This is a genomic window from Castellaniella sp., assembly GCF_034674885.1.
Taxonomy (GTDB): Bacteria; Pseudomonadota; Gammaproteobacteria; order Burkholderiales; family Burkholderiaceae_B; genus Castellaniella.
On the sequence record NZ_JAUCDS010000004.1, the window covers coordinates 41365 to 55278 of the forward strand.

The window sequence follows — 13914 nt, forward strand, 5'->3', positions numbered from 1 at the left end:
TTTCTTGATCTGCAACAAGCCCTCGTGTCCTCGATTCCCATACGATGGCGGCGCCGGTCAGCCATGAATACCGGGGCAGGCCAGCGCCCCAACCACCCCTTTTCGGAACCAGGATGACAACGCCCTCCGCCCCGACCTCGGCCTTCAAACCCAGCCGGATCGACGCCTACCTGAACCGCCTGCATCTGTGGCAGAAATTCGCGATTCTCGCCGCCATCGGAGTCGTGCTGGTCGCCCTGCCCTCGCTGCTCTACCTGAGCGAATCGAGCCGGATCATCCGGGCATCCGAATGGGAGGCCCAGGGCCTGACGCCGCTGCGCCAAAATCTGAAAGCCCTGCAGTTGACCCAGCAACACAGGGGGATCTCGGCGCTGGCCCTGAACGGCGACACGACGGCCAAGGCCAAGCGCCAGGCCAAGCGGGACGAAACCGACCAGGCGTTGAACGCCCTGGACCAAACCCTGCGACAGGATGGCATCCAGGACTCGACGCTGAGAGCGTCCTGGCAGGACACCCTGGCTGCCTGGGAGCAGCTGAAAACCCAACTCGACCAGGATCGTCTGTCGGCCGCCGACAGCTTCGTGGCGCACACGCGGTTGAACACCCAGCTGCTGCGCCTGGAATCCCTGCTGCTGCAGCACTACGGCCTGCGCTTCGACCCGGATGCCCAGGGCTACTACCTGATCAATGCCGCGCTGGATCAGGCCCCCATGCTGACGGAGCTCTTCGGCCAGGCCCGGGCCCAAGGCGCCAGCCTGCTGACGCGGCGCTCGGCCAGCCCCGAAGAACGCATCGAGATCCGCGTGCTGCTGGAACGGGCGCAGGACCACCATGACAGCCTGACGCGCGCGCTGGACAATGCCGCCCGCCTGGACCCCCATTTGCAGATCGCGCTGGATGCGGCCGGCAAGACCGCACTGGACTCTGCCGGCAAAGCCATTGACCTGGCCCAGAGCCAACTGATCCGGGCCGCAAACCTGGACTATCCTGCCAGCAACTACTTCGCGACCTTTACAGCCGCCGTAGACGCGCAATTCCACCTGAACGAAATCGCGCTTTCGCAACTGGATCTGCTGCTGGACGCCCGCATCCAGCGCCTGATCCAGGATCGCTATCTTCTGGGCGGCGGGATCCTGCTGCTCTGCCTGGTCGCAGCCTGGATCAACTGGCGGATCACCCGGTCGCTGCTGCGCCAATTGGGCGGAGAGCCCGACTATGCCACGTCCATTCTGCAGCACATCGCCGCCGGCAATCTGGCCGTGCCGATTCGCCTGCATCCGCGCGACAGGACCAGCCTGTTGTTCGCCATGCGCGAGATGTGCGACCACCTGGCGTCCATTGTCGGCCAGGTGCGCAGCGGCGCCAACGCCATCGCCACGGCTTCGGCCCAGATCTCGGCTGGCAATCTGGACCTGTCCGCTCGAACCGAACAGCAGGCCAGCTCCCTGACGGAAACGGCCGCGACCACTGAACAGATCACCGCCACCGTACGCCAGAATGCCGACAACGCCCAGCAGGCCAACCAACTGGCTGCGGATGTCGCCCGGACCGCCAGTGACGGCGGCACCGTCATGACGCAGCTGGTAGACACCATGCAGGACATCAAGCAGCGGTCCGCCCAAGTGGCCGACATCATCGGGGTCATTGATTCGATCGCCTTCCAGACCAACATCCTGGCCCTGAACGCCGCAGTGGAAGCCGCCCGCGCTGGCGAACAGGGCCGGGGATTCGCCGTGGTCGCCGCCGAAGTCCGTGCCCTGGCGCAGCGCAGCGCCTCGGCAGCAAAAGAAATCAAACACCTGATCGACACGTCGGTTCAGGCCACGGCGCTGGGCAACGAACAGGCGGCCCGCGCCGGAGCCACGATGCAGGACATGGTCGACGGCATCCAGCGTGTCACGGACATCATGGGCGAGATCAGCGAAGCCAGCCGCGAACAGGCCAGCGGGATCGAGGAAATCAACGCCGCCGTCACCCAGATGGATGACGTCACGCAGCAAAACGCCAGCCTGGTGGAGGAATCCGTCGCGGCGGCGACCAGCCTGAAGGATCAGGCTGACACGCTGGCGCGGACCGTGGCCGTATTCCAGCTGGCGAAAGCCCATCCTGCCACTGTGGTCTATTTGCCTCAATCGTAGAACTCATTGCGCTATTCACCAGATCCATGAATACGGGTTTACCCTTATTACGATAGAATCTGACACATATCGAACGTGCGTTTGAAATGAGCCTGTCCGGCCAACCTGGGGTCGGCAGGCTCTTCGCATGCCAGCACCGCCCACTTTCGCCCCATTTTTCTCCATGCAAACAGCCACCCACATGCCATCCGCCCCGCCCGACGCCAGTGCTCGACAGGCCGACCGCATCATGCTGCCCCTGATCTGGGTACTGTTCATCACCGCACTGGGTCTGGCGAACTGGTATGACACCTGGGGCCTGGCGTTGGGGGTGGGTCTGCCCTTGGCCCTGATCCCCACAGCCCTGATCTTCTGGCTGCCAGGGCAGCGGGTCACCCGCATGGCGGTTGCCGTAGTCTTCATGCTGTTCTGCGCCCTGCACATCCACCAGGCCATGGGCACGGTCGAACTGCACTTCGGCATTTTCGTGCTGCTGGCCGTCCTGCTGTGCTATCGCGACTGGGTCGTGATCCTGGTCGCTGCCGGGGTCGTCGCACTGCACCACTTCAGTTTCAACACGCTGCAGGAACTTGGCTACCCCACCTACTGCTTCACTCAACCGGGCCTGGGCCGGGTCATCTCCCACGCAGCCTACGTCGTCGTCGAGTCCATTTTCCTGTGCTACATCGCCCACTGGATGCAGCGCGATGCCCGCCAGGCCACAGAACTGACGCAAATGGTCGCCAGGATCGCACGCGACAACCGCATCCATCTGGACATCCAGGACGAAGCACCACGCAGCCCCGCCGCCACGACGCTGCACCAGGTGCTGCAGGCCATTGCCGGAGCGGTGTCCAAAGTGCACGGGCATGCCGTTACCATCGACCAGGTTCTGGAACGCCTGCGCAGCGACAATCAAGCCGTCCGTTCCGGCGCCGAGCATCAAGCCGGATCCATCGGCCAGTCGGTCCAGGCCATCCAGTCGCTCTCCGAGAGCCTGAACAGCGACCTGCTGCACGCGCAGGCAGCCGAACAGCATGCCAATCAGACCACCGCGCTGGCGCAGGAAGGCAGCCAGGCCATGGCGCAATCGGTGCACAGCATGCACGAGATGGGGCAGCTGTCCAAGCGAATTTCCGAGATCACCACCCTGATCGACGGCATCGCTTTCCAGACCAACATCCTGGCCCTGAACGCATCGGTCGAGGCCGCCCGGGCGGGCGAGCACGGCCGGGGTTTCGCCGTCGTGGCCAGCGAAGTGCGCACCCTGGCGCAACGCAGCGCCGACGCTTCGCGTCAGATTCGCGATCTGATCCAGGCGTCGACCCAGCAAGTGGCCGAAGGCACCATCCTCATCGAGCGCAGCGGCGCCACGATGGAACAGCTGGCCGCAGGCGTGCAGACGCTCTCGCAGACGCTCAAACAATTCCTGGAAGCCAACCGCGCGCAGGCCCAACAGGTCCAGGAACTGGAACGATCCATGGAGCAGGTACAGGATATCGCCGACACGACGCTGAACCGCGCGCAGGAGACCGAGGGCCTGGTACTGCACCTGGATCAGGGCGCCCGCCAGCTCAACACGGCAGTGGGCCTGATCACGGTGTAGCGCCGACTCGACGCCTGACAGATTGCTGAGCGTGGCGGCTCCACGCCCGGCCCAGCCGGCGTAGAATGGCGACGCCATCAATCTGACAGTGTTTTTCCAGATGAAAGCAAATGGTCCACACCCCTGGCGGGCCGTCTTGTCGGTCTGCCTCGGATTCTGCCTGCTTGCGGGTCACGCAGCCCTGGCTGCCACCATCCAGGCAGAGCCAATCACTGCCCATTCCAGCCCTCTGCCCGCCTGCTGGCGCGGCACCGTCCTGGCCTTCGTCGCGCACACCGACGACGATCTGCTGTTCATGAATCCTGACCAGGCCAACACCATCCGCCAGGGGCAATGCATGCGCGTGGTGTACTTCACGGCGGGAGATCGGGGCGAAGGCCAGCCCTACCTGCAAGCCCGGGAACGCGGCATCATGGCGGCCTACGCCCGCATGGCCCGGGCCGCGAACCGCTGGCGCGATGATGGCTGGTCCGTCGGCGGGCGCACGGTGCTGCGACACACACTGGCAGGGTCCACCCGAGTACAACTGATCATGCTGCGCATCCCCGACCCCTGGCTTGGACGGGGCTGGGGCAGCCTGACACCCTTGAGCCGCATGGAATCCGTGCCACACACAAGCGTGCAGGCCTATGCCCCCTATCGGGAAAGCTATACCCGGGCCAGCCTGGTTGCCTGGGTGGCCAGCCTGATCAAGGCCGTCCAGCCTAACGTCATCCGCCTGATGGATGCGTCCATCACCACGCCCTACACCCAGCTGTGCTGGCGCTGCCAGGGGCATGATCACCCGGATCATATCGCCGGGGCCAAACTGGTTCGGGACGCCATGCGGATGGCGCCTGGGCCCTATCTGGCCCAGGCCTATCTGGGCTACCCCAGCCAGGAGCAGCCCGAGAATCTGAGCGCAACCGAAAGGGCACTCAAAACCGGGACCTTCCTGCGCTACATGGCAGACGACCCACGGTACTGCCGGCCGCACGCCCCCTGCTCCCGCACCAACGGGCCTGCGTCCGCCTGGGTCTGGCGGCAGTACAGAATCGCCCCCGACGGCGCACTGCTGGCACCCGTGCAACAGGCTCGTCAGTAGGTTTTTCAAAGCAGAAAGGCCGGGAGGACCGGCCTTTTGTACCAGAAGCGAACTACCGGGCGGAGCCCGCCTCGTCATCCGCCGCAGAGGCCTGGGCCGCCGCCAGCGTAGCTTCGTCCTGGAGACTCAGGTCGCCAGCCCGGCGGGCGCGATCGATCAGATCTGGCCGTCGAGCAGCGGTCAGCATCAGGGACTGATGGCGCCTCCAGGCGGAGATCCTGGCATGATGGCCCGACAGCAACGTGTCGGGCACCGCCGTGTCGTCCCAGACTTCGGGGCGCGTATAGTGGGGGCTGTCCAGCAGGCCCGTCAGGGCCGGATTGAAGGAATCCTGTTCCGCCGATTCGGCATCGTGCAAGACCCCCGGCAACAGGCGCACGACACTGTCGATCAGCACCATGGCGCCCAGTTCGCCGCCCGACAACACGAAATCCCCCAGCGAGATCTCCTGATCGACATAGCGGTCGATGAAGCGCTGGTCGATGCCCTCGTAGCGCCCGCACACCAGAATCGCCCCTGTAGTGCCAGCCCAATGGCGCGCGCCTGCCTGGTCATGCACTCGCCCAGCCGGAGACAACAGCACCACAGGCGCGAGCCGATCTGCCGCATCCGCCCCGGCCTGCTGGCGCGCAGCGCGAATGGCTTGCACCGCCTGTGCCAGAGGTTCGGCCATCATGACCATGCCCGGCCCCCCCCCAAACGGACGGTCATCCACCGTACGGTGGACATCGTGTGTGAAGTCGCGGGGATTCCAGGCATGCAGCGACCATAGGCCGCGCTGATGCGCCCGCCCGCTGACACCCTGGTCGCAAATGGCGGCAAACATCTCGGGAAACAGCGTAATCAGATCAAAGCGCATCACAGCCTAGAAATCGGCAGGCCAGTCGCTGTCGATCCGGCGCCCCGTCAGATCGACATGATGCACATGAGCCGCCACGAAAGGCACCAGCACCTGGACCGGACGGCCCTTGGCATCCTGGCGGACCTGGAAGACGCCGGCGTCGTCGCAGGCACCACAGTCGATCTGCAGCACGGCATGGGCGCCGTTGTCCAGCACCTGCCCCACCCGCCCCAGCAACACCGATGCACCGGATTCAGACTGCCCGTAGAAGTTGCAGCCAATCAGGTCTACCCAGTAGTACTCGTCGTCTTGCGCAGCGGGAAATGCCTCGCGCGGGACCCAGACAGTGTAGGCGCGCAGCGCCTGCGCCGCATCCCGATCGCTGACCCCGGCCAACTGCGCAGCCAGGAATTGCCCACCCTGTCGACGACAGGCCTGCACCGGCATACCGCGCAGACGCAACAAGGCGCCGGGTTCCAGAATGGAATCCGGCGCCTTCAGCCACCACACCGGCGCATTCAGCAGGGCTTCGGCCTGCGGGGAATAAGGCTGGATCTTCAGCCAGCCACGCACCCCATGAGCCATCGCCACCCGACCGACTTCGATCAGGTCATCGGGAACGACATCAGCGGGGCGGGCGTCCTCCATCACGGGCCAGGCTGCCTGAATCAGGCAGCGGCAGCGACTTTGGCGGAGTATTCCTTGACCAGGCGATCCACCGTGCCGGACAGCTGGGCGCCGTTGGACACCCAATGCTGGACGCGGTCCAGAGCGATGCGCAGGTTTTCCTGCCCTTCATTGGCAACGGGGTTGTAGAAACCCACGCGCTCGATGAAACGGCCATCGCGGCGATTGCGCGAATCGGCAGCAACGACATTGTAGAAGGGACGCTTCTTCGAGCCGCCGCGGGCCAGACGAATCACAACCATTGATAATCCTTTGATAAACCGATGTAAAACACGAAATTCTAGCATCAGGCGTCCTGGTTCCGCAATGAATATCCAGGATCAGCCCAATACCGGACCACGAAAAACAACACGGCAGCGGCGCCAGGCAAGCGGACCGACAACGCCGACGCGACGCTAGCGCCGCCGGACGTAATGCACCATGACGGCATCATCCCGGGTCTGCTGGGCCAGCAACGCGTTACCCGTCTGCTGGCAGAAGGCCTGGAAATCGCGCCCTGCGTGCGGGTCCGTCGTCAGCACGGATAGCACCTGCCCGCTGAGCAACTGCGCCAGCGCCTTTTTGGTGCGCAGGATCGGCAAGGGGCAATTCAAGCCCCGAGCGTCGATTTCCTGGTCTGCCGCAGGCAGGTCGTCTGTCACGATGCCGGCCCCAAGCGGGCGGCCAGCCAGCCAGCTACCCCGGCGACGGCGCCATCCAGCGCGGCAACATCCGACCCGCCGCCCATGGCCATATCCGGGCGCCCGCCACCTTTGCCGCCCACCTGGGCCGCTACGGCGCCGACCAGATCCCCCGCCTTGACACGGGCGGTGAGTTCGGGACTGACGCCAGCCACCAGGCTGATCTTGTCGTCGGTCACAGCGGCCAGCAAGACGACCGCATTGGACAGCTTGGATTTCAGCTGATCCACCATGCCGCGCAAGGCTTTGGGATCCACGCCATTCAGGCGCGTGGCCAGCAGCTGGACGCCGGCCACGTCCACGGCCTGCCCTGCCAGATCAGACCCGGCCGCAGCGGCCAGCTTGCCCTGCAGGCGTTCCAGGTCGCGCTCGATCTGGCGGGTCTGGTGCTGCAGCGCCTGGATGCGCTCCGGCACTCCGGCCGGCTGGGTTTTCAGCAGACCCGCCGCATGATCCAGCACGTCCTGGGTCTGTTGCACCCAGACCAAGGCATTGCGACCCGTGATGGCCTCGACCCGGCGAATGCCGGCAGCCACGCCGCCTTCGGAGGTGATCTTGAACAAACCGATGTCGCCTGTGCGGGCAACGTGCGTGCCGCCGCACAGTTCACGAGAAAAGCCGATGTCCAGCACCCGCACCACATCGCCGTATTTTTCGCCGAACAGCGCCATCGCGCCGCCGGCTACGGCCTCGTCGTAGCTGAGATGCTGGGTGCGCACGGCCTGATTGGCCAGCACTTCGTCATTGACGATGGATTCCACCCGGGCAATCTGTTCGGGGGTCATGGGTGCATCGTGCGCGAAGTCGAAGCGGGTCTTGTCGGGGTCGACCAGCGAGCCGCGCTGCTGCACGTGATCACCGAGCACCTGGCGCAGGGCTTTGTGCATCAGGTGAGTGGCCGAGTGGTTGCGCATGGTGTCGGCGCGGCGCTGGCCATCCACCTGGGTTTGCACCGCATCGCCCACCGACAGGGCGCCTTCGAGCAGGCTGCCGTGATGACCGAAAACCGCGCTCTGGATCTTTTGCGTATCAGCCACCTGAAAGCGGGCGGCCGTATTGCGGATCAGGCCGGTGTCACCCACCTGGCCACCGGATTCCGCATAGAAGGGCGTCGCGTCCAGCACGACCACGGCATCCTGCCCCTGGGCGATGGACTCGACCGATGTGCCATCCACGTACAGGGCCGTGACCGTCCCCTGGCCTTCCAGGTGTTCATAGCCATCAAAGCGCGTGTCCACGCCATCGTAGCTGAGATCGGCCGCCGCCTTGAACTTGCCGGCGGCGCGAGCCTGTTCGCGCTGGTGCGCCATGGCCGTCTCGAAGCCGTCCAGGTCCACCTGGATCTTACGCTCGCGACAGATGTCGGCGGTCAGGTCGACCGGAAAGCCATAGGTATCGTACAGGGTGAATAGCGTCTGGCCGTCCAGCGACTGGCCGGCGGGCAGATCCGCCAGAGCGGATTCCAGGATGCGCATGCCGTTTTCCAGGGTCTCGCCGAAGCGCTCTTCTTCCTGGCGCAGCACCTGTTCGACCCGCGCCTGCTGGGTGGCCAATTCGGGATAGGCAGCGCCCATTTGCGCCACCAGGTCCGCCACCAGCCGGTGGAAGAACACGCCCTTCTGGCCCAGTTTGTGGCCATGGCGCAGGGCGCGTCGAATGATGCGGCGCAGCACATAGCCGCGCCCCTCGTTGCCGGGGATCACGCCATCGACCACCAGGAAGCTGCAGGCGCGGATGTGATCGGCGATGACCTTCAGGGAATTGTCGGCCAGATCCACGGTGCCAGTTTCACGGGCCGCCGCGCGAATCAGGTTCTGGAACAGGTCGATTTCGTAATTGGAATGCACGTGCTGCAACACGGCAGCGATGCGTTCCAGCCCCATGCCGGTATCGACGCAGGGCTTGGGCAGAGGGTTCATATTGCCCTGTGCATCACGCTCGAACTGCATGAATACCAGGTTCCAGATCTCGATGTAACGGTCGCCGTCTTCTTCGGGCGATCCCGGGGGGCCACCCCAGATCTCAGGGCCGTGATCGTAGAAGATCTCGGAACAGGGGCCGCAGGGGCCGGTGTCGGCCATCTGCCAGAAATTGTCGGATGCGTAGCGAGCACCCTTGTTGTCGCCAATGCGGATGATGCGCTCGACAGGCACCCCCACCTGCTGCGCCCAGATGTCGTAGGCCTCGTCGTCTTCCTGGTAGACCGTGACCCACAGCTTTTCCTTGGGCAGGCCGTAGACATCGGTCAGCAGCGTCCAGGCGTAATGGATGGCATCGCGCTTGAAATAGTCGCCAAAGCTGAAATTGCCCAGCATTTCGAAAAACGTGTGATGGCGCGCGGTATAGCCGACGTTCTCCAGGTCGTTGTGCTTGCCCCCTGCCCGCACGCAGCGCTGCGAGGTCGTCGCCCGGTGATAGGGACGGGTGTCCTTGCCGGTGAACACGTCCTTGAACTGGACCATGCCGGCGTTGGTGAACAGCAGCGTCGGATCGTTGCCCGGCACCAGCGGCGAGGACGGAACAATCTGATGCCCTTTGGATTCAAAAAAGGACAGGAATTTCTGACGGATTTCTGAGGTTTTCATTCGTGTGGCCGCAAGGGGAAACCAAGCAGGGATTATAGAGGTCTTTCAGCCCACCGCCGCCTGCGCAGTGACTCCATCCCGGCACAACGCGACAGGCCCCATCCAGAAGGACGGGGCCTGCATGCCGCTCGGATTCGTCAGGCGTACAGCAGTCCGTCATGGACTGCTGTACGTCCAGCCTCGCCCAGGGATTCGATGGCTGGATAGAATTCGCGGTTCTCGCGCACCATGCGGGTATGAACGTTCTTCAGCACGATGTTGGCCTCGTCGCGGAAACCATCCGGATTTTTCGACAGCAGTGTGGCGTTGCTCCAGCGGCGCGCAAAATTGATGAACGCGCTGGCAATGCCCTGCATGTCGTTCTGATAGGCGCGGCTCATGCCAGCCATGCGTTCATCCCCACTGCGTTCCAACGAGGGATACAGGATACGGTCTTCGATAGCCAGATGCTGGGTCACGATCTGCGACAGGGCCTTCAGTTCATGCGCAATATCGACGGCATGATCCGTCACGCCCAGGTGCGACAGTTTTCGCAGGGCGGCGATGCCGCTCAGGATTTCAACATGGTGATGCTTGAACCGATCGATATTCATGATGTGCTTCCCTCTTCTCAGTCCGGCGGCTGCTTCAGCCGAATAAGATATATTTTATATGAATCTTTTATGGTGCACAAACAGGCCCTCTCGACAGCCGGGAACAGGCCTTACATCAGATTCTCGAGATCGGTTTCACCGGCATCGGGCTCCCAGGAATGACTGGACAGCCAAGCCCGGATCCGCGCGACTGCCTGGGACCGCAGCTGGGACACGCGCCCTTCGGTCACCTGCAGCACGGCGGCGATTTCCTTCTGGTTCAGATCCTGCTCGAACTGCAGGGACAGCAGCAACTGTTCGCGTTCCGGCAGGTTGCGGATGGCCTCGATCAGGGCATTGCGCAAACCGTCGCGCAAAAGCCAGTCCAGGGGATTGGCATTGCTTGACCCGGCGATCGCATCCAGCACGGCCTCGCCACTCGAGTCTTCACGATGCTGCACCAGATCTTCAACCATCAATACCTGCACACCGCGCGCTTCTTCCAGTAAAGTCTGGTAATCCGCCAGTTCCAACCCCATTTCATCGGCAATTTCAGCTTCTGCAGGTGCGCGCAACAAGCGGTGATGCAGGGTCTGCACGGCCTCTTCGATGGAACGGGCCTTGCTGCGCACACTGCGCGGCAGCCAGTCCTGGCTGCGCAATTCGTCCAGCATGGCACCGCGAATGCGGGTGATGGCATAGGTTTCGAACTGGGCATCAGCCTGCTGTTGGTAACGACGCACGGCGTCCAGCAGGCCCATCATGCCGGCTTGCATCAGGTCATCCAGTTCAACACTGGCCGGCAAACGTCCCACCAGCGACAGGGCCTGACGGCGCACCAACGGCGCATGCTGTGCGATCAGCTGATCCTCGGACAGGGGCATCGGTCGATCCAGACTCCACAACGAAAAATGTAAGTATGCACCAAGTTTCCCCCTAAACTTTTCCTTTGGCCTGCCGTTATGCTCGTGTAAGAAACCAAGTCGAATGACGCTGGGCGGCGCCCGGCCGTTGTTTTTCGGAACACGTGGATGATTTCCGCAAAGGAACGCACATGATTCACCCCATCGGCCACCAACTGACACCAGCCAGCCTGGGTTTGACTCCCGTAGCTTCCGAACGACCTGGCGGCAAACCCGAACCCGCCGCCCCGGTCATGGCTGGCGGCAACACGCGGTCGGGCACCTCCGGGCAGACCACCCTGCAGGACCCGACGCTGAAACCTCAGCCGGAACCCCCGAAATCCTCGCTGGAAAAGGCGCTGGAATCCGTCAACGACAGCCTGAAGGCCTGGTCCACGGGGGTCCGCTTCGAAATGGATAAGGACTCCCAGCAACTGGTGATCTCCATCGTCGACAATGCCAGCGGCGACGTCATCAAGACCATTCCTTCCGAAGCCATGCTGCGCATCGCGAAAATGATCGTGCAGTTGCAGGGCTCTGGGGTGAACACCAAAGCCTGATCCTGCTCTTCCACCAAACACCGAACTATCACTGAATTCGCCTCCTGCCGCCGGTTTTGTCCACTACGATTCCAGCGCATAATGGCTCCAAGGAGTACCTACCATGGCAACCGTCTCTTCCATCGGCATCTCGGGCCTGCCCCTCAGCGACCTGCTCGACAGCCTGCAGAAAAATGAAAACCAGGTTCTGGCCGTCATTCAAAGCCGCCAGACGGCCGCCGCATCCAAGGTCACCGCCTACGGCAAACTGAAAGACGCCGTCGCGGCCTTCCAGAAGTCTGCCCAGGCTGTGGGCAAGACCGACTCCTTCGGCGCCATCGCCTCCAAGGTCGGCTCGGACGCCATTTCCGTCACGACCACCAACCAGGCCATCGCGGGCCAGTATTCGGTGGACGTCACCCAGCTGGCGACGTCCCAGACCCTGGTCTACGCCGGACAGGCCGACCGTACCACCAGCATCGGCAGCGGCGGCACCCTGTCCATCACCCTGTCCAACGGCGACACCAAGACCTTGGACCTGGGCGCGGACACTTCGCTTAATGGCCTGGCCAAGGCCATCAATGCCGACAAGGACATCGGCATGAACGCCACCGTCATCAATGACGGCAGCGGTACCCCCTATCGCCTGCTGCTGACCAGCCGCGAAACCGGGATGGAAAACGCCGCGACCTCGATCTCGGTTTCCGGCAACGCCGACCTGAACGCATTCCTGAACTACGCCGGCGCCGACGCAGCCAACGTCGAACAGGGCCAGGCCGCCCAGGACGCCCAGTTGTCGATCAACGGCATCGACATCACCAGCGCCAGCAACACCATCGACAACGTCATCGACGGGGTCACCCTGACGCTGAACCAGACCACCGACGGCAAGGCCACCAGCCTGAACCTGACCAAAGACGATACCGTCGCCAAAACGGCCATCAACGATTTCGTCAAGGCCTACAACGGCCTGCTGGACACCATCGGCAGCCTGACCAAATATACGGTCGGCGCCGACAACCCCTCGTCGCCCCTGACCGGCGATTCGGTCGCCCGCTCGGTGCAGACCCGCATGCGCGACGCACTGTCCGGCGGCTTCGACGCCACCTACAATACCAATCTGTCCCAGATCGGCATCACCACCGACCCCAAGACCGGCAAACTCAGCGTCGACGACACCAAACTCAGCAAGGCCCTGGCCGACAACGCCGAAGGCGTCAAATCCCTGTTCACCAGCGACACCGGCATCGGCAAGCGCATCAGTGACACGGCCGATACATTCATCAATTCCACCGGCTCCATCAGCAACGCCGTGGAAGGCATGAACAGAACCGTAACAGACCTGCAAAAGCAGTTCGATGCCACCTCCGACCGCATCGCCCAGCGCATGGACACCTACCGTGCCCAGTTCAACCAGCTGGACGTCATGGTCAGCCAGATGAATTCGCTCAGCAGTTACCTTTCGCAGCAGCTCAGCGCCCTGAGCGGTGCCAAGAGCAAATAAAATCCACTCATCATGACGTACGCGCCTCGCTCACGCACGGCCCGGGCCACGGGTTCCTACGCTACCATCGGTCTGGAAACCGAAGTGCTCAGCGCATCTCCTGAGCGGCTGATTTCCCTGCTGTTCCGAGGTGCATTGACGGCGTTGGCGCAGGCGCGCCATCACTTGCAGAACGGCAATATCGCCGAACGCGGCAAGGCCATCTCCAAGGCCATCGACATCGTGGATTCCGGCCTCAAGGCCGGGGTCGACACCGAACGGGGGGGCGAAATCGCCCGCCTGCTGATTGCGTCCTACGAAATCATCATCCGCGACCTCATGCAGGCCAATCTGCACAGTGACGCGGCCAAACTCGCTGCGGCCGAAAAGCAACTCAGCGACCTGGCCGAAGCCTGGTACACCGCCGTCGATCCGCAATTCAAAACCTCGTCCAACGGCTAAGCTCGGGGGCCCGGCAATTGAGCACACCCAAAGAATCACTCCTGCAGCACTACCAGGCGATCGCCGATATTTCCGCACGCATGCTGACGATGGCCGAATCACAGCAGTGGGACAGTCTGGTGACGCTGGGCGCCGAATACCATCAGGCGGTCGAACGGCTGAAGCAGCTCGACCCCCTGGATGACGAAGAAAGGGTCGCCCGACGGGAACTGCTGACCCGCATTCTGGATGACGACGCGCAGATCCGCCAACTGGTGGCGCCGGAACTCGACCGCCTCAGCCACCTGCTGGGCACGATCAAGCGCCAGCGTACCGTTTTACAAACGTACTACAGCACCATACGTCCTCAGTAAGCC

The 13914-nt window shown here is 63.3% G+C and carries 14 protein-coding genes; 7 read left to right on the forward strand and 7 right to left on the reverse strand.

All coding sequences use genetic code 11. The features are described from left to right. Positions 1–113 precede the first annotated feature (113 nt). From VDP74_RS04120 to VDP74_RS04130, 3 genes are all read left to right on the forward strand, one after another. Positions 114–2138 (forward strand): methyl-accepting chemotaxis protein, encoded by a 2025-nt coding sequence (locus tag VDP74_RS04120; RefSeq protein ID WP_322998361.1) that lies wholly within the window; start codon positions 114–116, stop codon positions 2136–2138. 163 nt (positions 2139–2301) lie between these two features. Further along, on the forward strand, positions 2302–3723 hold the full coding sequence (locus VDP74_RS04125) for a methyl-accepting chemotaxis protein (protein WP_322998362.1): 1422 nt from the start codon (positions 2302–2304) through the stop codon (positions 3721–3723). Between the two features lie 136 nt (positions 3724–3859). Continuing rightward, positions 3860–4807: a PIG-L family deacetylase gene (locus tag VDP74_RS04130; protein WP_322998363.1), complete on the forward strand. Its 948-nt coding sequence runs from the start codon at positions 3860–3862 to the stop codon at positions 4805–4807. 52 nt (positions 4808–4859) lie between these two features. Here VDP74_RS04130 and trmD read toward each other — a convergent pair whose 3' ends face one another. The 7 genes from trmD to VDP74_RS04165 all read right to left on the reverse strand — a co-directional run bounded on the left by trmD (position 4860) and on the right by VDP74_RS04165 (position 11056). Then, positions 4860–5666 carry a tRNA (guanosine(37)-N1)-methyltransferase TrmD gene (trmD, locus tag VDP74_RS04135; RefSeq protein ID WP_322998364.1) on the reverse strand — a complete coding sequence of 269 codons (807 nt, stop codon included), beginning with the start codon at positions 5664–5666 and terminating at the stop codon, positions 4860–4862. A 6-nt stretch (positions 5667–5672) separates the two neighbouring features. Next, positions 5673–6296, reverse strand: a complete 624-nt coding sequence (gene rimM, locus VDP74_RS04140) for a ribosome maturation factor RimM (protein ID WP_322998475.1) — start codon at positions 6294–6296, stop codon at positions 5673–5675. 20 nt (positions 6297–6316) lie between these two features. Further along, positions 6317–6577: a 30S ribosomal protein S16 gene (rpsP, locus tag VDP74_RS04145; protein ID WP_322998365.1), complete on the reverse strand. Its 261-nt coding sequence runs from the start codon at positions 6575–6577 to the stop codon at positions 6317–6319. A 153-nt stretch (positions 6578–6730) separates the two neighbouring features. Continuing rightward, positions 6731–6976, reverse strand: a complete 246-nt coding sequence (locus VDP74_RS04150) for a sulfurtransferase TusA family protein (RefSeq protein ID WP_322998366.1) — start codon at positions 6974–6976, stop codon at positions 6731–6733. Continuing rightward, entirely contained in the window at positions 6973–9600 is a 2628-nt protein-coding gene (alaS, locus tag VDP74_RS04155; protein ID WP_322998367.1) for an alanine--tRNA ligase, read from the reverse strand. The genes VDP74_RS04150 and alaS overlap by 4 nt, the downstream gene beginning before the upstream one ends. Before the next feature lie 137 nt (positions 9601–9737). After that, entirely contained in the window at positions 9738–10193 is a 456-nt protein-coding gene (locus tag VDP74_RS04160; protein ID WP_322998368.1) for a hemerythrin domain-containing protein, read from the reverse strand. Between the two features lie 110 nt (positions 10194–10303). Beyond that, positions 10304–11056, reverse strand: coding sequence for an RNA polymerase sigma factor FliA (locus tag VDP74_RS04165; RefSeq protein ID WP_322998369.1), 753 nt, complete (start codon positions 11054–11056; stop codon positions 10304–10306). Positions 11057–11226: 170 nt separating this feature from the next. Here VDP74_RS04165 and VDP74_RS04170 point away from each other — a divergent pair, with 170 nt between their 5' ends. The 4 genes from VDP74_RS04170 (at position 11227) to VDP74_RS04185 (ending at position 13911) form a co-directional block, all read left to right on the forward strand. Further along, entirely contained in the window at positions 11227–11634 is a 408-nt protein-coding gene (locus tag VDP74_RS04170) for a flagellar protein FlaG (RefSeq protein ID WP_322998370.1), read from the forward strand. Between the two features lie 103 nt (positions 11635–11737). After that, complete coding sequence (gene fliD, locus VDP74_RS04175) at positions 11738–13117, forward strand: flagellar filament capping protein FliD (protein ID WP_322998371.1); 1380 nt, start codon at positions 11738–11740, stop codon at positions 13115–13117. Between the two features lie 12 nt (positions 13118–13129). Next, positions 13130–13558: a flagellar export chaperone FliS gene (gene fliS / locus VDP74_RS04180; RefSeq protein ID WP_322998372.1), complete on the forward strand. Its 429-nt coding sequence runs from the start codon at positions 13130–13132 to the stop codon at positions 13556–13558. A gap of 17 nt (positions 13559–13575) precedes the next feature. Then, positions 13576–13911: a flagellar protein FliT gene (locus tag VDP74_RS04185; protein WP_322998373.1), complete on the forward strand. Its 336-nt coding sequence runs from the start codon at positions 13576–13578 to the stop codon at positions 13909–13911. Positions 13912–13914 lie beyond the last annotated feature (3 nt).

Coding starts and splice junctions, on each gene's coding strand:
- VDP74_RS04120 (WP_322998361.1), top strand. CDS start 114: ATGACAACGCCCTCCGCCCCGACCTCGGCCTTCAAACCCAGCCGGATC.
- VDP74_RS04125 (WP_322998362.1), top strand. CDS start 2,302: ATGCAAACAGCCACCCACATGCCATCCGCCCCGCCCGACGCCAGTGCT.
- trmD (WP_322998364.1), bottom strand. CDS start 5,666: ATGCGCTTTGATCTGATTACGCTGTTTCCCGAGATGTTTGCCGCCATT.
- rimM (WP_322998475.1), bottom strand. CDS start 6,296: ATGGAGGACGCCCGCCCCGCTGATGTCGTTCCCGATGACCTGATCGAA.
- rpsP (WP_322998365.1), bottom strand. CDS start 6,577: ATGGTTGTGATTCGTCTGGCCCGCGGCGGCTCGAAGAAGCGTCCCTTC.
- alaS (WP_322998367.1), bottom strand. CDS start 9,600: ATGAAAACCTCAGAAATCCGTCAGAAATTCCTGTCCTTTTTTGAATCC.
- VDP74_RS04160 (WP_322998368.1), bottom strand. CDS start 10,193: ATGAATATCGATCGGTTCAAGCATCACCATGTTGAAATCCTGAGCGGC.
- VDP74_RS04165 (WP_322998369.1), bottom strand. CDS start 11,056: ATGCCCCTGTCCGAGGATCAGCTGATCGCACAGCATGCGCCGTTGGTG.
- VDP74_RS04170 (WP_322998370.1), top strand. CDS start 11,227: ATGATTCACCCCATCGGCCACCAACTGACACCAGCCAGCCTGGGTTTG.
- fliD (WP_322998371.1), top strand. CDS start 11,738: ATGGCAACCGTCTCTTCCATCGGCATCTCGGGCCTGCCCCTCAGCGAC.
- fliS (WP_322998372.1), top strand. CDS start 13,130: ATGACGTACGCGCCTCGCTCACGCACGGCCCGGGCCACGGGTTCCTAC.